Source organism: Mesorhizobium sp. M0001 (genome assembly GCF_040324255.1).
Classification (GTDB): domain Bacteria; phylum Pseudomonadota; class Alphaproteobacteria; order Rhizobiales; family Rhizobiaceae; genus Mesorhizobium.
Window position 1 is genome coordinate 649,416 of record NZ_JAMYVS010000001.1, and the last position, 16,984, is coordinate 666,399.

General features: G+C 63.9%; 16 protein-coding genes. 8 read left to right on the forward strand and 8 right to left on the reverse strand.

Going from position 1 to position 16,984, the window contains the following annotated elements:
• Nucleotides 1-19 precede the first annotated feature (19 nt).
• The 5 genes from NKK50_RS03080 (at nt 20) to NKK50_RS03100 (ending at nt 6,237) form a co-directional block, all read left to right on the forward strand.
• On the forward strand, nt 20-1,213 hold the full coding sequence (locus NKK50_RS03080) for an MFS transporter (RefSeq protein ID WP_023688132.1): 1,194 nt from the start codon (nt 20-22) through the stop codon (nt 1,211-1,213).
• A gap of 110 nt (nt 1,214-1,323) precedes the next feature.
• Complete coding sequence (locus NKK50_RS03085; RefSeq protein WP_352543089.1) at nt 1,324-2,481, forward strand: MFS transporter; 1,158 nt, start codon at nt 1,324-1,326, stop codon at nt 2,479-2,481.
• Between the two features lie 99 nt (nt 2,482-2,580).
• Nucleotides 2,581-4,650: a prolyl oligopeptidase family serine peptidase gene (locus NKK50_RS03090; RefSeq protein ID WP_352543090.1), complete on the forward strand. Its 2,070-nt coding sequence runs from the start codon at nt 2,581-2,583 to the stop codon at nt 4,648-4,650.
• 32 nt (nt 4,651-4,682) lie between these two features.
• Nucleotides 4,683-4,805 (forward strand): hypothetical protein, encoded by a 123-nt coding sequence (locus NKK50_RS03095; RefSeq protein WP_023670422.1) that lies wholly within the window; start codon nt 4,683-4,685, stop codon nt 4,803-4,805.
• Between the two features lie 52 nt (nt 4,806-4,857).
• On the forward strand, nt 4,858-6,237 hold the full coding sequence (locus NKK50_RS03100) for an aspartate aminotransferase family protein (protein WP_352543091.1): 1,380 nt from the start codon (nt 4,858-4,860) through the stop codon (nt 6,235-6,237).
• Nucleotides 6,238-6,663: 426 nt separating this feature from the next.
• Here the strand turns inward: NKK50_RS03100 and mmsB are convergent, their stop codons facing one another.
• The 3 genes from mmsB to NKK50_RS03115 form a co-directional block, all read right to left on the reverse strand.
• The gene (gene mmsB, locus NKK50_RS03105; RefSeq protein ID WP_352543092.1) at nt 6,664-7,548 is read right to left on the reverse strand and encodes a 3-hydroxyisobutyrate dehydrogenase; all 885 of its coding nucleotides are present in this window, start codon (nt 7,546-7,548) and stop codon (nt 6,664-6,666) included.
• 77 nt (nt 7,549-7,625) lie between these two features.
• Nucleotides 7,626-7,994 carry a four helix bundle protein gene (locus NKK50_RS03110; protein WP_023744726.1) on the reverse strand — a complete coding sequence of 123 codons (369 nt, stop codon included), beginning with the start codon at nt 7,992-7,994 and terminating at the stop codon, nt 7,626-7,628.
• A gap of 35 nt (nt 7,995-8,029) precedes the next feature.
• Entirely contained in the window at nt 8,030-9,199 is a 1,170-nt protein-coding gene (locus NKK50_RS03115; protein ID WP_352543093.1) for an isobutyryl-CoA dehydrogenase, read from the reverse strand.
• A 148-nt stretch (nt 9,200-9,347) separates the two neighbouring features.
• On the opposite strand from NKK50_RS03115, the gene NKK50_RS03120 reads away from it, so the two are divergent.
• Both NKK50_RS03120 and NKK50_RS03125 read left to right on the forward strand, forming a co-directional pair.
• The gene (locus tag NKK50_RS03120; protein ID WP_352543094.1) at nt 9,348-9,956 is read left to right on the forward strand and encodes a dimethylsulfonioproprionate lyase family protein; all 609 of its coding nucleotides are present in this window, start codon (nt 9,348-9,350) and stop codon (nt 9,954-9,956) included.
• 2 nt (nt 9,957-9,958) lie between these two features.
• Nucleotides 9,959-11,434: a cobyric acid synthase gene (locus NKK50_RS03125; RefSeq protein WP_352543095.1), complete on the forward strand. Its 1,476-nt coding sequence runs from the start codon at nt 9,959-9,961 to the stop codon at nt 11,432-11,434.
• Nucleotides 11,435-11,582: 148 nt separating this feature from the next.
• Here NKK50_RS03125 and NKK50_RS03130 read toward each other — a convergent pair whose 3' ends face one another.
• Together NKK50_RS03130 and NKK50_RS03135 are read right to left on the reverse strand one after the other, a co-directional pair.
• Entirely contained in the window at nt 11,583-11,753 is a 171-nt protein-coding gene (locus tag NKK50_RS03130; RefSeq protein WP_023670429.1) for a hypothetical protein, read from the reverse strand.
• Nucleotides 11,754-11,805: 52 nt separating this feature from the next.
• Nucleotides 11,806-12,591, reverse strand: coding sequence for a TSUP family transporter (locus NKK50_RS03135; RefSeq protein WP_352543096.1), 786 nt, complete (start codon nt 12,589-12,591; stop codon nt 11,806-11,808).
• Between the two features lie 195 nt (nt 12,592-12,786).
• Between NKK50_RS03135 and NKK50_RS03140 the strand changes: the two genes are divergently transcribed.
• A complete protein-coding gene (locus NKK50_RS03140) occupies nt 12,787-13,218 on the forward strand; it encodes a TerB family tellurite resistance protein (protein ID WP_023688142.1) in 432 nt (143 codons plus the stop codon).
• A gap of 115 nt (nt 13,219-13,333) precedes the next feature.
• Here the strand turns inward: NKK50_RS03140 and NKK50_RS03145 are convergent, their stop codons facing one another.
• Genes NKK50_RS03145 through NKK50_RS03155 form a run of 3 tightly spaced genes read right to left on the reverse strand, consistent with a single transcriptional unit; the run spans nt 13,334 to nt 16,766 of the window.
• The gene (locus tag NKK50_RS03145; RefSeq protein ID WP_023744731.1) at nt 13,334-14,956 is read right to left on the reverse strand and encodes an ABC transporter ATP-binding protein; all 1,623 of its coding nucleotides are present in this window, start codon (nt 14,954-14,956) and stop codon (nt 13,334-13,336) included.
• Nucleotides 14,953-15,822, reverse strand: coding sequence for an ABC transporter permease (locus NKK50_RS03150; RefSeq protein ID WP_023691037.1), 870 nt, complete (start codon nt 15,820-15,822; stop codon nt 14,953-14,955). Before NKK50_RS03150 ends, NKK50_RS03145 begins: the two co-directional genes overlap by 4 nt.
• Nucleotides 15,819-16,766, reverse strand: coding sequence for an ABC transporter permease (locus NKK50_RS03155; protein ID WP_023744733.1), 948 nt, complete (start codon nt 16,764-16,766; stop codon nt 15,819-15,821). The genes NKK50_RS03150 and NKK50_RS03155 overlap by 4 nt, the downstream gene beginning before the upstream one ends.
• Nucleotides 16,767-16,984 lie beyond the last annotated feature (218 nt).

The window sequence follows — 16,984 nt, forward strand, 5'->3', positions numbered from 1 at the left end:
AATTCATGTGGAAGGCATCATGGCTGCGACCGGTTCGAGCGATGGCGAAGCGGGGACGCAATGGGCGGCGCTTGCCGGCGTAACTGCCGCCCTCGCGATGTTCGGTGCGGCGCAAGGGCTGAGCTCGCCGCTGTTTACGCTGCTGATGCAGAAGCAAGGCATGTCGCCGGCGCTGATCGGCTTGTCGGCAGCGATGATGCCGCTTGGCCTGATCCTTTCGGCCTCGTTCGTGCCGGCAGCCATTCGGCTGGTCGGCGCGCGCAACCTGGCTGTGGGTTGCTCATTGATTGGGGCGCTGTGCTTCCTCGGCATCGGCTACCTGCAGGACTGGGTGGGCTGGTTCGTCATCCGCTTCATCATCGGTATCGTCATCAACCCGCTCTATATACTGGGCGAAGTATGGGCGCTGTCGCTGGCGCCGCCGTCGCGCCGCGGCAGGGTGATGGGGGCATTCAACACCGTGCTGGGCGCTGGCTATGCTGCGGGGCCTTTGGTCCTGACCGCGGTAGGGATATCGGGCTGGGTTCCTTTCCTGGTCGGCATGGCCGGCTTCATCCTGTGCGCCGCGATCCTTCGTGCTGTTTCCTCAAGCCTCGCCGGCTTCGAGGATGACGGCCAATTGCCCGGCGGCTTTTTCGGTTTCGCCAGGCTGGCGCCGGCGCTGTTGTTTGCCGTGCTGGTTTCGGCGGCGGTCCAGCAGGGCACCTACGCATTGATGCCGGTCTTCGGTGCTGCCTATGGCCTGCCCGAAAGGACGCTGGCGGCCCTGGTGATGGCACTGTCGCTGGGAAACATCTTCCTGCAAATCCCGCTCGGCCTGCTTGCCGAGCGTTTCGGCGGGCGGGCGATGATCATCTTCTGTGCGTTGGCGACAACGGCCTGCGCGGTTTTGCTGCCGTTGTTGATCACGACGCCGGCGATCTGGCTCGTCCTTCTCGTCATGGGAGCGGTCGGCTATGGCGTCTACACCATGGCGCTGGTGGAGCTCGGCAGCCGCTTCAAGGGAACCGTGCTGGTCGCCGGTAACGCCGCCTTTGCCTTGATGTGGGGCGCCGGCGGCATTGTCGGCCCGCCCGGCGCCGGTGCGCTGATGCAGGTCATCGGTCCGCTCGGCCTGCCGGTGGTGATCGCCGGACTCGACGCGCTGCTGGTGAGCTTCGCGCTTTACCGATCGTTCAAGCGCCAAACTCCTGACAGGCCCAAAAACTCCTGACAGGCCCAAACTCATGACAGGCCTTGTCTGGAGCAAACGGTTTTTACCGGGGCGGGGCTTACCCGCGTCGGACAGAAAAGCTAGTCCTGAGCCTGGTTTAGGTGCCAATGATGAACCTGGCGGAAGCTGACAACGAGAAGATGCAGTGGACGGCGATCAGCGGCGTGATCGCGACCGTTTCGGTGTTCGCCATCGCGCAAGGCCTGTCCTATCCGCTGCTGAGCTTCATCCTGCAACGCCAAGGCGTTTCGCCGGCCATCATCGGGCTCTCGGCGGCAATGACGCCGATCGGCTTCATTGTCTCGTCGCCGCTGATCCCGGCACTGGCGCGCCGGTTCGGGGCAGGGCGCACCGCGCTTACCTGCGCGGCGCTTTCGGCTATTGTGCTTGCGCTGATCGGCTGGACCCAGAATGTCTATCTGTGGTTTCCGCTGCGCTTCTTGATCGGGGTGGTGACCAACCCGCTCTATGTCTTGAGCGAAATCTGGGTCATTGCACTGGCGCCGCCATCGCGCCGCGGTCGCGTCATGGGTGTCTATTCAACCATCATCTCGGCCGGCTTCGCTGCCGGGCCGCTCTGCCTGCTCGTTGTCGGCACCGTGGGATGGCCGCCATTCCTGGTGGGGATCGCCGCCTTCATCTTCTGCGGCGCCTGCCTGGCGCTGGTGCTGCCGCAACTGCCGAAGGTCGACGAAGCCGGGCGCAGGGTTTCGGTCATGGGCTTCATGCCACTGGCATGGCTATTGCTGTCGGCGGTGGTCGTTGCCGCCGGTTTCGAACAGGGCGTGCTGGCGCTGCTGCCGGTCTACGGCACGCACTATGGCATCGCGGAAGCGCGCATGTCGGCGCTGCTGTCGGTGATGATCGCAGGCAATATCGCCATGCAGGTGCCGCTCGGCTTGCTGGCGGAACGGCTGACGGCGCGGCTGGTGCGATTCGTCTGCGTCGTGGTGACGGTGCTGGGCTGCGTGCTGCTGCCGCTGCTGATCGAGACGCCGTTGATCTGGCCCTGCGTCTTTATCTGGGGCGCGGTCTCCTATGGCATCTACACCATGTCGATCATCGAGCTCGGCGAGCGCTTTACCGGCTCGGCGCTGGTCGCCGGCAATGCCGCCTTCTCGCTGATGTGGGGCATCGGCGGCATCGTGATGCCGCCGCTGGCGGGTGGCGTCATGGATGTGATCGGCGCCTCCGGCCTGCCGATCACGCTGGGCACGGTTTGTCTGGCATTGGCTGTGGCCACGGTCCTGCGCCGGCGGATGGTTTGAGGTCGCATTCCCACCGATGACCGAACGTCACCATCTTGAATAAAACCGCTTGGAACGCGATGTAGGCAGGGCTGCCCGCCACTAGCCTGGAGACCGTGCGTGACCCAATCGACGACAAAACGCCAGACGGATGCCACCGTGGAGGACAAGTTCCTCTGGCTGGAGGACCGGACCAGCAAGGAATCGCTCGACTGGGTGCATCGCCAGAACGAGATCACCGTGGCCGAACTACAGGGCGATCCGTCCTACCAGGCGGCCTTCGAGACGGCGCTCGACCTGATGACGGCCGAGGACAACATTGCGGTCGGTGCCGCGCTCAACGGTCAAGTCTATAATTTCTGGCAGGACAAGACCAATGTGCTCGGCCTCTGGCGCCGCACGACGGTCGCTTCCTACAAGACCGAGAAGCCTGTGTGGGAGACGATCATCGACTTCGACGTGCTGTCGGCCAAGGAGGGGGTGAAGTGGGTGTTCAGCGGCGCCAGCCGCCTTTACCCCGATTTCAACCTTTGCCTGGTGGCGATGTCGCCGGATGGCGGCGATGCCAGCGAGATGCGCGAATTCGACATCGAGACCAAATCATTCATCGAGGGCGGCTTCCGCGCTCCTGCCTCGAAATCCGGCTTTTCCTGGCTGGACAAGGACACGGTCATTGTCTCGGCTGCCTTCAATGAAGACGACAAGACCCAGTCCGGTTATCCGCGCGTCGTCAAGCTGTGGAAGCGCGGCACCCGGTTGGAGGAGGCGACGCCGATCTTCGAGGCCGAGAAGCAGGATCTCGCGGCCGGCGCGGGGGTCGAGCATGATGGCGACAGGCAGTATTTGTTTCTGGCCCGCACGATCGCCTTCTTCTCCTCGCACAGTTTTCTGCGCCTGCCGTCGGGCGAAAACCGGCGCATCCCGCTGCCTGACGATGTCACCGACACCGCGCTGTTCAAGGGCCGGTTCGTGTTCGGGGTGCGCAGCCCATGGACGGCGCCGGGCGGCACTGAGTGCTTGCCGGACGGCCTCTATTCCTTCGATTTCGAACACTGGATCGACACCGGCGACCTGGGCCCTGTTGAAACCATGCTCGCGCCAGCGCACCGTGTTTCGGTCGCCGGCATTGCCCGCACTCAGGACCGGCTGTTCATCAATCTGATGGACAATGTGCGCGGCAAGGTCGTTGTCGCCGAGCGCAGCGGCGACCGCTGGTCGCTGAAGCCGGTGGCGCTGCCCGAGAACGGCAATGTCGGCATCGCGCATGCCGAGCATTTCGGTTCCAGCGTCTCCTTCTCCTTCACCGATTTCCTGACGCCGAGTTCGATCATCTGGTCGGACGATGACGGGGCGACGCTGGCCACCGTGAAATCGCAGCCGGCGCGGTTCGACGCCGCGCCGCTGGTCTCCGAACAGTTCGAGGCGCGCTCGAAGGACGGCACCATGATCCCGTATTTCGTCGTCAGGCGGCGCGACCAGAAGGGTCCGGTACCGACGCTGCTCTACGGCTATGGCGGCTTCGAAATACCGCTGCTGCCCGGCTATGCCGGCGTGCGCGGCAGGCTGTGGCTGGAAAAGGGCAACGCCTATGTGCAGGCCTGCATCCGCGGCGGCGGTGAGTTTGGGCCGGCCTGGCATCAGGCGGCGCTGAAGGGCAATCGCCAGACTGCCTTCGACGATTTCGCCGCGGTGGCTGAGGACGTCGTCAGGCGCGGCATCGCCACGGCTGCTTCCCTCGGCATCCAGGGCGGCTCGAATGGCGGCCTGCTTACCGGCGTTTCCCTGACGCAGCATCCCGAACTGTTCGGCGCCGTCATCATCGAGGTGCCGCTGCTCGACATGCTGCGCTACACCGAACTGCCGCCAGGCGCCTCGTGGATCGGCGAATATGGCGATCCGGCAAAAACGGAAGAAGCCAAGTGGCTCGCCGCCTATTCGCCGTACCATCATGTCTCGGCCGATGCCGTCTATCCCCCGGTGCTGCTCACGACATCAACCGCCGACGACCGCGTCCATCCCGGCCATGCCCGCAAGATGGCGGCGAAGCTGCAGGAAGCAGGTCACGGCAAGACGTTGTTCTTCGAGGAGACGGAAGGCGGCCATGGCGGGCGCGGCGACCGCCGGCCGCAAGCGGCGCAAACCGCCATGAAATACGTGTTGCTGCAAAGGGTATTGAGCGGCACCGCTTGAATTCCGGGCCTCGGGCGGCATAGACTGCCGCCATGGTCTACATGAGCACATCCGGCGCCTTCGGGGTCGCGGTGACACCGTCGCCGCGCACGCTGCGCGCCGAACTGCTCAGGCTGTGCGCCCGCATCGGCTATTCGCCGCCCGCCGTCCTCTGACGAAGTCGCCCGGGCAGCTTGCCGGTTTGATTCCAGAGGAAAGAGCAAACCCATGACTTACCAGAACTATTCGCTGAAGCAGCTTCAGCAGATTGACGCCGCGCATCATCTGCATCCCTTCACCGACCACAGGGAATTGCGCGAGACCGGCTCGCGCATCATCACCCACGCCAACGGCCCGTTCATCTACGATGCCGATGGCACCGAAATACTCGACGGCATGGCCGGGCTGTGGTGCGTCAATGTCGGCTATGGCCGCGACGAGCTGGCCGACGCCGCTTACGCGCAGATGAAGGAATTGCCCTACTATAATTCCTTCTTCAAATGCTCGACGCCGACGCCCGTGCTGCTGTCGAAGAAGCTGGCCGAGCTGGCGCCCAAGGGCATCAGCCAGGTTTTCTACGGCTCCTCCGGCTCGGAGGCCAACGACACGGCGCTGCGGCTCGTGCGCCACTATTGGGTGCTGGAAGGCAAGCCGGAGAAGAACCGCATCATCTCGCGCAAGTCGGCCTATCACGGCTCGACCGTCGCCGGCACGTCGCTCGGCGGCATGGATTTGATGCACAAGCAACTCGGCGGGGCGGTGCCCAACATCGTCCATGTGATGATGCCCTATGCCTATGAGTTGGGGCTGCCCGGCGAAAGCGACCATGATTTCGGCCTGCGCGCCGCCAAGGCGGTCGAGGATGCCATTCTGGAGGCCGGCGCCGACAAGGTCGCGGCCTTCATCGGCGAGCCGGTGATGGGGGCGGGCGGGGTGAAGATACCGCCGATGAGCTACTGGCCGGAAGTGCAGCGAATCTGCCGCAAATACGATGTGCTTTTGATGCTGGACGAGGTCATCACCGGCTATGGCCGCACCGGCGAATGGTTTGCGGCGCAGACCTTCGGCGTCGAGGCCGACACCATCACCACGGCCAAGGCACTGACCTCGGGCTATCAGCCGCTGTCGGCGCTGCTGGTCGGCGACCGTATCGCGGCGACGCTGGTCGAAAAGGGCGGCGAATTCTACCACGGCTATACCTATTCGGGTCACCCGGTGGCCTGCGCGGTGGCGCTGAAGAATCTCGAGATCATGGAGCGAGAAGGTCTGGTCGACAGGGTCAGGAACGACACCGGACCTTACTTCGCCCAGGCGCTGCAGGAGCGCATTGCCGGCCACGAACTGGTCGGCGAGGTGCGATCGATCGGGCTGATGGGCGCGATCGAGATCGTCAAGGACAAGGCGACCAAGGAGCGCTTCCTGCCGGCGGGCAGTGCCGCCGTCACCGTCCGCGACCACGCCATCGCGCAAGGCCTGATGCTGCGCGCTACCGGCGACACGATGATCCTGTCGCCGCCGCTGATCTGGACCCGCGCGACGATCGACATGGCTTGCGATCGCATCGCCAAAGCGCTGGATCTGTCGCAAGCGGATTTGCGCAAGAAGTAGATGGAACGAGCGCCGGGCGCCTTGCAAACAGGGCGCCCGGACTGTGCGCCTGCTTATGGTCTGGGTCGACGGGGTCAGCGCACCGATCGTGCTGGTCAATGAAGACCATGAGGCAATTCCGAACGCTGCAATCGGAATAATAATTCAGACCGAGCAGTATAGTACTGCAAAACGCAAAAACCGCGCTCCATGGGAACGCGGCTTTGCCAGATACGCATGGCATTTCGCCAACAATACACTTGCGAAACTTACGGGCTCCGGTACGCGAGACCTGATCCGGAGCGCCGGGCGGATGCGATATGTCCGCCTCGCCATCCGTTATATAGGCACATCGTTACCGCCGGGTTATCGAGAGCTTAAGCAAATCTAAATTTGCAATTTTTCCGCGCAATAAAAATCGAGAAAAGCGCTGCCAAATTCGAAAACTTATAGAGAACTGCCGCGAAGGAAATTTATGATGCCGGAAAAATCCGATCCGCCATTTCCCTGGGCGTTGAACAGCGCATAAAGCTGGGCCGCTTCGGCCCCCATTGGCGTCACCGCGCCGGCGCTTTGGGCCGCCTCCTGCGCCAGTTTCAGGTCCTTCAGCATGAGTGCTGCGGCAAAGCCCGGTTTGTAGTCGCGGTTGGCGGGTGAGGCCGGCACGGGACCCGGCACCGGGCAATAGGTGGTCAGCGACCAGCACTGGCCCGACGAGGTCGAGGCAACGTCGAACAGGGCCTGATGCGAGAGGCCGAGCTTTTCGGCCAGCACGAAGGCCTCTGCGACGCCGATCATCGAAATGCCGAGCATCATGTTATTGCAGATTTTGGCTGCCTGACCGGCGCCGTCGTCACCGCAATGGACGATGCGGCCTGCCATCGGCTTCAGGACCGGTTCGGCCTTGGCGAAGGCATCCTTGGCGCCGCCGGCCATGAAGGTCAGTGTTCCCGCAGCAGCACCGCCGGTGCCGCCGGAGACGGGGGCGTCGATCGAATGCAGCCCGTGTTCCCTTGCTACGGCATGCGCCTTGCGGGCCGACTCGACATCGATGGTCGAGGAATCAATGAACAGGGCGCCTGGTTTGGCCTTGGGTGCGATGTCCTCGTAGACCGAGAGCACGTGCTTGCCGGCGGGAAGCATGGTGATCACGACATCGGCGTCCTTCACCGCCGCCACGGCATTCGCCATGACAATGACGCCATGCTCGCGGGCGACGGTGAGGTTTTCCGGCATCAGGTCAAAGCCGTGCACCGCGTGCCCCGCCTTGACGAGATTGGTAGCCATCGGATTGCCCATATTACCCAAGCCGATGAAGGCGACAGTGGTCATAGTGGTGCTCCATGATGAGTAGGCAGTAGGCAGTAGGCAGTAGGCAGTAGGCAGTAGGCAGTAGGCAGTAGGGCGACCTATTCGGGTGCGAGTTTGAGAATAAGTTGGCGAAGCATCTTTCCGATGGCCTCGGCCGCCAGAAGCAGGTGCTCAGCTTGCCCATGCGTGGCAACGCCAATGCGTTGAGCGATTTGGAGGTGTGTCTCGAACTCCTTCAGCGAGCCTTGGGCTATCCTGAGAAATTGCTGATAGGAGCCTCGGTTGTCTCGGCCATAGCCTTCCGCGATGTTTGCAGGGATAGAGGTTGCTGAACGGCGGATTTGGCTGGTCAGCCCATACAATTCCTCTTTGGGCCATGTCTTGGTCAATGAGTAGGTGCTGACAGCCAGATCCATCGCCTGCTGCCATACGATAAGATCCTTGTACGAGTTGATCTTGGCGGTCATCCTTTGCCTACTGCCTACTGCCTACTGCCTACTGCCTACTGCCGTCCGATCAACGCCCGCGCGATAATCACGCGCATAATCTCGTTGGTGCCTTCGAGGATCTGGTGGACGCGCAGGTCGCGCACCAGTTTTTCGATGCCGTAATCATGGAGATAGCCGTAGCCGCCATGCAGCTGCAGCGCCTCGTTGGCGACGTTGAAGCCGATGTCGGTGACGAAGCGCTTGGCCATGGCCGACCATTTGCCGGCGTCCGGCGCCTTGCGGTCTAGCTTCGAGGCGGCAGCATAGAGGAAAATGCGTGCCGCCTGCAGTTCGGTTTCCATGTCGGCCAGCCGGAACTGCAGCGCCTGGAACTGGTTGATCTTCGAGCCGAAGGCTTTGCGTTCGCCCGTATAGGCCAAAGCCTTGTCGAGCGCCGATTGCGCGCCGCCGAGCGAGCATGCCGCAATGTTGAGGCGGCCGCCGTCAAGGCCGGCCATGGCGATGCCGAAACCTGCGCCTTCCCCCGACAGCAGGTTTGCAGCCGGCACCTTGCAGTCCTCGAAGATCACCTGGCGGGTCGACTGCATGTGCCAGCCCATCTTGTGCTCGTTGGCGCCGAAGGAGAGGCCGGGCGCATCCTTCGGCACGACGAAGGTGGAAATGCCCTTCGGCCCGTCGGCGCCGGTGCGCGCCATGACGACATAGAGGTCGCTGTCGCCGGCCCCGGAGATGAACTGCTTGGCGCCGTTAAGCACATAGTCGACGCCGCTCTTCACCGCGCGCGTCTTCAGCGCCGCGGCATCCGAGCCTGAGCCCGGCTCGGTCAGGCAGTAGCTCGCCAGCCATTCCATCGAGGTCAGCTTCGGCAGGAAGCGTTGGCGCTGCTCGTCGTCGCCGAAGCGGTCGATCATCGACGCCGCCATATTGTGGATCGAGATGAAGGAGGAAAACGCCGGATCGGCGTGCGACAGTGCCTCGAAGATCAGCACGGCGTCGAGCCGGCCGAGCGCCGAGCCGCCGACATCGTCCCTGACATAGATGCCGCCGAGGCCGAGCGGGCCGGTCTCGCGGATTACATCGGCGGGAAAGTGTCTTGCCCGGTCCCATTCGAGCGCATTGGGCGCAACGCGATCGGCGGCGAAGGCCTGTGCCATCTCCTGGATGGCGCGCTGTTCCTCGTTGAGCTCGAACTGGCTGGTGCTCGCATCGACCGCGGCGTCCATGGCGTGCTCCCTGTGTTCCCCAGCTGGGGTTGGCTTGCTGGCCTGTTGTTTTTGGCTTTGCGCGCCGCTCAATCTAGACCAATGATGCCGCCGCGCAACCCGGCTCGCCGCGCAGCCGCTGTGCATGAATGGATCAACGGAGCATTGCGTGCCGACATATTTCGACGAATTGCTCGACCGCTTCCATGCCTATCTCCGGGGCGTGGACAACGCGCTGGTGCGGGACGCCGTGACCCGGATCGGCTGGAATATGACGGCGCGCGTGCTCGAAGTGCATCCGCTGCCTTGCCTTGGTCTGCTCGACCGCATTGTCGAACTGGCGCCGCCGGACCCGCAGCCTCTGGTGCAACTGCTGGCGGAGCGTCGTGACGATCTGTGCTGGGGGCAGACCTACAACGCGAGCGATTTTGGTGAAGCGTTCTTGCAGAACTACGGCTGGCTGGAGGTGTTTGGCACGCGCGGCCATTTCGCCAATGAAGAGGTCGCGGCCGGATTGCTGATCCTGGGACCCGGCATCACCTATCCCGACCATCATCACATTGCCGAGGAGATCTACATTCCGCTGACCGGCGGCACCGAATGGCGCATGGGCGAGGGCGGCTTTCACATCCGCCAGGCGGGCGAAATTATCCATCACGCCTCCAATGTCAGCCATGCCATGCGCACCGGCAGCGAACCGTTGCTGGCGCTCTACATCTGGCGCGGCGGGCCGCTGTCGCAGAAGTCGACCGTTTCCGGCGCGCAGGGCAGGGGCTGAGCATGGCCAAGGCGATCATGCTGCAAGGCACGGGTTCGGATGTCGGCAAGACGGTGCTGGTGGCGGGGCTCTGCCGCGCGGCCAGGAATCGCGGGCTGAAAGTCAGGCCGTTCAAGCCGCAGAACATGTCGAACAATGCCGCCGTCGCCGACATTCCGGGCGACAACCGCCCCGGCGGCGGCGAGATTGGCCGTGGGCAATGGCTGCAAGCGCTGGCGTGTGGTGTTCAGCCGACCGTGCATATGAATCCGGTGCTGCTCAAACCCCAGAGCGATATCGGTTCGCAGGTGATCGTGCAGGGCAAGGTGTTCGGCGAGGCGCGAGCGCGCGACTACCAGACAATGAAAGCGGGGCTGATGGACGCCGTGCTGGAGTCCTGGACGAAGGTCGGTGAGGGCGCCGATCTGGTCGTCGTCGAGGGCGCCGGATCGCCGGCCGAAATCAACCTGCGCAGCCGCGACATCGCCAATATGGGCTTTGCCACGCGCGCCGACGTGCCGGTCATCCTGGTCGGCGACATCGACCGCGGTGGCGTCATCGCTTCGGTCGCCGGCACGCATCTGATCCTGCCGGAGGAAGACAGGCGCATGATCGTCGGCTACCTCATCAATAAGTTCCGCGGCGATGTCTCGCTGTTCGACGACGGCATCCGGTCGATCGAAAGCTTCACCGGCTGGCGCTGCTTTGGCGTCGTGCCGTGGCTGAAGGCGGCGGCGCGATTGCCTTCGGAGGATTCGGTCGTGCTCGAACGCCTGGCATCGGGCGAGAAGCGGGCGTTGAAGGTCGCCGTGCCGATGCTTGGCCGCATCGCCAATTTCGACGACCTCGACCCGCTCAAGGCCGAGCCGCAGGTCGAAGTGGTGTTCGTGCCGCCAGGGCAGCGCTTGCCGGAGGAAGCCGGCCTGGTGGTCATTCCCGGTTCCAAATCGACGATCGGGGATCTCATGAAATTCCGCGAGAATGGCTGGGATCGCGATCTCCTCGCGCACCGCAAACGCGGCGGCCATATCGTCGGCATTTGCGGCGGTTTCCAGATGCTCGGCCGCCTGGTGCGCGATCCCGATGGCATCGAGGGCAGCGTCACCGAGGCGGAAGGTCTTGGTCTGCTCGACATCGAGACGGTGATGGAACCGGAAAAGACGGTGCGCAATGTCAGCGCGCGCTCGGTGCCGTTCGGCTTGGCGCTCGAGGGCTACGAAATCCATCTCGGCCGCACCACCGGGCCGGACATGGCGCGGCCGTCGGCTGTGATCAACGGCATCGACGACGGTGCCATTTCCGCCGATGGCAAGGTTTTTGGCAGCTATCTGCACGGCCTGTTTTCCGCCGACGCTTTCCGGGCGAGATTCCTGGAAAGCCTCGGCGTGAAAGGCGGCGGCGTCGACTATCGGGCGGACGTGGAAAACGCTCTGGACGAGATCGCAGCCGAACTGGAGCGCCATCTCGATTGCAATGCGATTTTTGGGTTAGCGAGGTAGGGCCGCCCATCGTTTCGTCATCCTCGGGTCTGCGCGTCCGCTTTGCTTCATGGTCATCCTTCCGCGCGGAAGAGCCTAACAGACCATGCATCCAAAGCAAAAGCGCCCGGCTTTGACCGGGCGCTTCGAATGCAGAAGTCGCGGGTGCCTAGGCGCCGCGCATCAGGCAGGCGGCGGCAAGCACGATGTATGCGATGAGGACAATCCACACCGCAGCCAGAGGAATGAACGCAAGAACGCCAAGCGCGGCGAGCACGCCGATGATGGCGATAACTAGGGATATGATGAAAACAAGCTGAGTGGGTGCACTAAGATTCATGTGTGGTCCCTCCAACATGATTCGTACAACGGCACTCTATCAGGCGTGAGGCTTATACACCAATCAGCTGGCGCAATGGGTTCGCCGGGTCGGCCAGCAGCTTCACCGCCAGCGACAGGCAGATGATCACCAGCAGCGGCTTGATCAGCCGGGCGCCGATGCGGATGGCAAGGCTGGCGCCGAGCCGGGCGCCGAGGAACTGGGCGACGCCCATCATCAGCCCGATCTTCCAGTAGACGACGCCGGCGACGGCAAAGACGATGAAGCCGCCAATGTTGGAGGCGAAATTGAGCAGCTTGGTGTGTGCCGTCGCCTTGAGCACGCCGAAGCCGGCAAGGCTGACGAAGGCCAGCATATAGAAGGAGCCGGCTCCCGGCCCGAACAGCCCGTCATAGAAGCCGACCAAAGGGGCGATGACCAGCCCGAACAGGAAGTGCGACAGGCGCTCGGCGCGGTCGACATCGTTCATGTTGGGTTTCACGGCGAAGTAGATCGCGATGGCGATCAAAAGCAGCGGCAGCAGCGCTCGCAGGAGATCACCCGGCACGAATGCCGCCAGCAAGGCGCCGACGGCACTGCCGGCAAGGGCCAGAAGCGCCGATGGCAGCTGTCGGCGCAGATCGACATGGCCCTTCATGGCGTAGTGGATGGTCGCCGAAGCGGTGCCGAAAATGCCCTGCAGCTTGTTGGTTCCAAGTGCTGCGACCGGCGGGAAGCCGGCAAGCAGCAGGGCCGGGATGGTGATCAGCCCGCCGCCGCCGGCTATCGAATCGACAAAGCCGGCTGCAAAAGCGGCCAAGGCAAGCATGATGACGGTCTGGGTGGCGAGGTCGAGCATCGGGATTTTCTGAACATTCCGGCGGGAAAGGTGGTGCCGCGCCTTCTCATGGCCATCCGGTTTGCGCAAGGCCGATTCCGCGCTACGTCCATCCAAGCGCGTTGCGCTTGGATTTCCTGTGGTGCATGTCATTATCCCAATACCGCTGGGCAGTTTTGGGTTTGCACTGGGCGGGCTCGGAAAAAAGGGACACTGTTGGCGATGGCATTGCTCGACCAGATACGCTCGATCTTCGATGGTGACCCCGGCGTGCGCAAGGTTGCCGACGACCCCGTGCTGTCGGCGGAACTCTTGATGCTGTTTCGCATGATCCTGGCCGACGGCTCGGTTTCGGAGAGCGAAATGGTCGCCTTCCGGCGTATCTGCAAGGACGCCTTCGGCATCCCGGAAACCAGCATCGACGCGGTCATCGAATATCTCAATGATTTCGGCTACGAGACCAACGGTTCGCAAGCCATTGCGCTGTTCCGCGATCTCGATGTCGAACGGCGCAAGTTGCTGGCGCTCCACATGGCGGAAATCGCCAAAGCCGATTCCAAGCTGGCCGAGAGCGAAGTGCGGCTGCTGCGCCGCACGCTCGATTTGCTCGACATCAGCCCGGTCGATGTGGTGAAGCCGGAGGAGTGAGGCAGACCAGGGGCAACGGCCGCCCAGCCGGGTCCCCGCTGCTTCGCAGCGTCCCAGCGTTCGTGACCTTTCATCGTGCCACTGGCACGATAAATTCGCTCCGCGAACCGGTCACTCAGCCCTGTTCCTGCATACGGCGAGCGATCGCCCGATGCAGATCGGGCGCAGCCGCGACCAGCGCCCTGGCCGCCTCCGACTGCGGATGATCGAGCACGTCGCCGGTCTTGCCGCGCTCGACGATCCTGCCGTCATGCATGACCAGCACCTCATCGGTGATGGCGCGGGCGACGGTCAAATCGTGAGTGATGAAGAGATAGCCGATGCCGAGCTTCTGGTTGAGCTCTGCGAACAGATCGAGGATCTGGGCGCGGATCGACACGTCGAGCGCCGAGACCGGCTCGTCGGCGACGACCAGCTTCGGCCTTGTGATGATGGCGCGGGCGATCGACAGGCGCTGGCGCTGGCCGCCGGAAAACTCATGCGGATATTTGTCCATGTCGCTGACGCCGAGGCCGACCTCGTGCAGCGCATGCGCCACCATCTCGCGCCGCTCGGCCGGTGTCGGCTTCGTCTCCAGTACATGCAGCGGCTCGGCGACCAGTTTCTCGACCTTCTGGCGCGGGTCGAAAGAGCCGTAGGGATCCTGGAACACCACCTGCATGTCGCGCCGCGCGGCTTTGAGCTCCGCCTCGCTTTTGCCGGTGATGGTCTCGCCGCGAAAGCGGATCGTTCCCGATGTCGATTTGTCGAGCGCCAGGATCATGCGGGCAAGCGTTGACTTGCCGCAGCCGGAGCGGCCGACCAGCGCCACCGATTGGCCCGGCGCCAGCGACAAGGACACGTCGTCGACGGCGCGGATTGGAGCCGCTGACTTGAACAGGGAGGTGCGCCGGCCCGGATAGTCCCGTGTCACGCCTTCGACCTCAAGCAGCGGTTTGCCCTGGCCGGTGGCGTGAACCTTGGCGCGCGCGGGCACGTGCATGGAGGCCAGCGCCAGCTGGCGCGTGTAGGGATGCAGCTGTTCCGATAGCGTGCGTGCGGTGTCGCCGGCTTCCATCACCTCGCCATGACGCAGGATGGTGATGCGGTCGGCCATTTCGGTGACGACGGCGAGATCGTGCGAGATCAGAAGCAGGCCCATGCGGTTTTCGCTGACAAAGCCGCGCAAGAGGTCGAGGATCTGCGCCTGCAGCACCACGTCGAGCGCCGTGGTCGGCTCGTCGGCGATGAGCAGCTTGGGTTTCAATGCGCAGGCAATGGCGATGACGACGCGCTGGCGCTGGCCGCCCGACAGTTCGTGCGGATAGCGCGACAGCGGGAATTTGGCCTCCGGCAGGCCAACGCGGTCGAGCATTTTGCGCGCGCGGTCTTCGGCGTCGGCACGGCTTGCCCTGGTGTGCCAGCGTATGCCTTCGGCGACCTGCTCGCCGATGGTCTTGACGGGGTTGAGCGCCGTCATCGGCTCCTGGAACACCATGCCGATGTCGTCCCCACGCAGCGCGCACATCTGGTCCTCGGTTGCGGCCAGAATATCGATGCCGTCGAAGGTCACGCGGCCGGTGGCGCGCGCCGCATGCGGCAGAAGCTGCGTGATGGTCAGCGCCGTCATCGATTTGCCGGAACCGGATTCACCGACCAGGCCCATCACCTCGCCGGGCGCGACGGAGAGCTCGACCCCTTTCAGGATCGGCGTGTCGCCGACGGCCAGCGACAGGTTCTCGATCTGCAGCAGGCTCATCGCTGCCGCCGCGATTTCGGGTCGAGTATGTCGGCGATGCCGTCACCGAGCAGATTGAGCCCAAGCACGGTGATGACGATGGCCATGCCGGGGAAGATCGCCATCCAAGGCGCCACCACCATGCGCGTCTGCGCGTCGAACAGCATGCGGCCCCAGCTCGGCATTGGCGGCTGGGCGCCGAGGCCGACATAGGAGAGACCGGCTTCGGCCAAAATGCCGAGCGCGAACTGGATGGTGCCTTGCACCAGAAGCAGCGTGGCGATGTTGGGCAGCACGTGCTCGATTGTAATCTGCGTCTTGCTCTTGCCGGCGGCGCGCGCGGCGAGAATGAACTCGCGTGGCCAGATCGCCAGCGCGCCGGCGCGGGCGACGCGCGCAAACACCGGGATGTTGAAGATGCCGATGGCGATGATGGCGTTGATGGCGCCCGGTCCGAAGATGGCGGTGATCATGATCGCCGACAAAAGCGCCGGGAAGGCGAAGACAAGGTCGTTCAGCCGCATCAGCGCCTCGTCGACAAACCCGCCGCGCGCCGCGGCGAAGGCGCCGAGCGGCACGCCGACGCCCATGCCGATGCCGACCGCGACCAGCGCCACGGCAATCGAGTTGCGGGCGCCGACCATGATCATCGACAGGATGTCGCGGCCGAAATGATCGGTGCCGAACCAGTGCGCCGCAGAGGGCGCCAGCGTCTTGTCCGAGATCACCAGCTTGGTCACGTCGTAGGGCGTCCAGACGTAGGAGATGACCGCTATTGCAGCCACCAGCACCGTGATGGCGAAGCCGATGAGGAAGGAGCGGTTGCGGAAGGCCTTGGCCAGAATGCTGCCCAACGTCTCCTGCGGGATGTCGATGTGCAGCGTCATTGCCGGCCTCGAAGGCGCGGATCGACGATGGCGTAGGAGACGTCGACGACGAGGTTAACGGCAATGACGGCGACGACCAGCAGCATGACGATGCTTTCCACCACGATCAGGTCGCGCTGAGTGATCGCCTGGAACACCAGCCGTCCGAGGCCGGGGAGATAAAAGACGTTCTCGATGATGATGGTGCCGGCGAGCAGGAAGGCGAATTGCAGCCCCAGAATGGTCAGAACCGGGATCATCGCGTTGCGCAGCGCGTGCCGCCATAGTACGGCACGATAGGGCAGGCCCTTGGCGCGGGCGGTGCGGATATAATCCTCGTTCAGCACCTCGAGCAGCGCGGAGCGGGCAACGCGCGCCAGGATCGCGGCCTGCGGCAGCGCAAGTGCTACGGCCGGCAGCAGCAGCGATTTCAGGGCCGGCCACGCGCCGGCGCTCCAGCCGGGAAAGCCGCCGGCCGGCACCAGCCGCAGCCACACGGCAAATAGGTAGATCAGCATCAGCGCGAACCAGAAGTTCGGGATGGCGACGCCGAGTTGGGCGGCGCCCATGGCGATCGTGTCACCGGCCCGGCCGCGCCGGCTGGCGGAATAGAGCCCGACCGGGATGGCAATGATGGTGGACAGCGCCAGCGCGATCAGCGCCAGCGGCAGGGAAACCGCCATGCGCTCGCGGACAAGGTCGATGACCGGCACCGAATAAGTGTAGGAGCGGCCGAAATCGAGGCTGAGCAGACCGCCGACCCAGTGGAGGTAGCGCAGGAGAAGCGGCGCGTTGAGGCCCATCTGGTTGCGCAGGAGTTCGACCTGCTCGGCGCTGGCGTTGAGGCCAAGCATCAGCCGCGCCGGATCGCCGGGCAGGATTTCGAGCATGGCGAAGACGACCATCGAGGCCAGGATCAAGGTTGCGATGGCGATGGCGAGGCGTTTGAGGAGGTAGGCGGTCATGGTGGCGGGAATGGTGCGTTGCCAAGTGCGATGACTGAGCAAAGGCAGCGTTCTGTCACACCCCCCTCTGTCCTGCCGGACCCGGCCCTTCGCTGTCGCTTCGGGCGTTCGTTGTTCGGAAAGCCAAGCAGTTGGCTTTCCGTCCGCTGCGCGGACCACTCCTCACCCCCCGCAAGGGGGGAGATCAGCAGTTTCAGCGCCGGGCTTTCCTTTGCGGC

What these genes read in the sequence shown, in the direction of transcription:
- NKK50_RS03150 (WP_023691037.1), bottom strand. Translation starts at nt 15,822, where the DNA reads ATGACGCTGCACATCGACATCCCGCAGGAGACGTTGGGCAGCATTCTG.
- NKK50_RS03100 (WP_352543091.1), top strand. Translation starts at nt 4,858, where the DNA reads ATGACTTACCAGAACTATTCGCTGAAGCAGCTTCAGCAGATTGACGCC.
- NKK50_RS03145 (WP_023744731.1), bottom strand. Translation starts at nt 14,956, where the DNA reads ATGAGCCTGCTGCAGATCGAGAACCTGTCGCTGGCCGTCGGCGACACG.
- NKK50_RS03080 (WP_023688132.1), top strand. Translation starts at nt 20, where the DNA reads ATGGCTGCGACCGGTTCGAGCGATGGCGAAGCGGGGACGCAATGGGCG.
- NKK50_RS03110 (WP_023744726.1), bottom strand. Translation starts at nt 7,994, where the DNA reads ATGACCGCCAAGATCAACTCGTACAAGGATCTTATCGTATGGCAGCAG.
- NKK50_RS03095 (WP_023670422.1), top strand. Translation starts at nt 4,683, where the DNA reads ATGGTCTACATGAGCACATCCGGCGCCTTCGGGGTCGCGGTGACACCG.
- NKK50_RS03115 (WP_352543093.1), bottom strand. Translation starts at nt 9,199, where the DNA reads ATGGACGCCGCGGTCGATGCGAGCACCAGCCAGTTCGAGCTCAACGAG.
- NKK50_RS03130 (WP_023670429.1), bottom strand. Translation starts at nt 11,753, where the DNA reads ATGAATCTTAGTGCACCCACTCAGCTTGTTTTCATCATATCCCTAGTT.
- NKK50_RS03125 (WP_352543095.1), top strand. Translation starts at nt 9,959, where the DNA reads ATGGCCAAGGCGATCATGCTGCAAGGCACGGGTTCGGATGTCGGCAAG.
- NKK50_RS03135 (WP_352543096.1), bottom strand. Translation starts at nt 12,591, where the DNA reads ATGCTCGACCTCGCCACCCAGACCGTCATCATGCTTGCCTTGGCCGCT.
- mmsB (WP_352543092.1), bottom strand. Translation starts at nt 7,548, where the DNA reads ATGACCACTGTCGCCTTCATCGGCTTGGGTAATATGGGCAATCCGATG.
- NKK50_RS03085 (WP_352543089.1), top strand. Translation starts at nt 1,324, where the DNA reads ATGAACCTGGCGGAAGCTGACAACGAGAAGATGCAGTGGACGGCGATC.
- NKK50_RS03155 (WP_023744733.1), bottom strand. Translation starts at nt 16,766, where the DNA reads ATGACCGCCTACCTCCTCAAACGCCTCGCCATCGCCATCGCAACCTTG.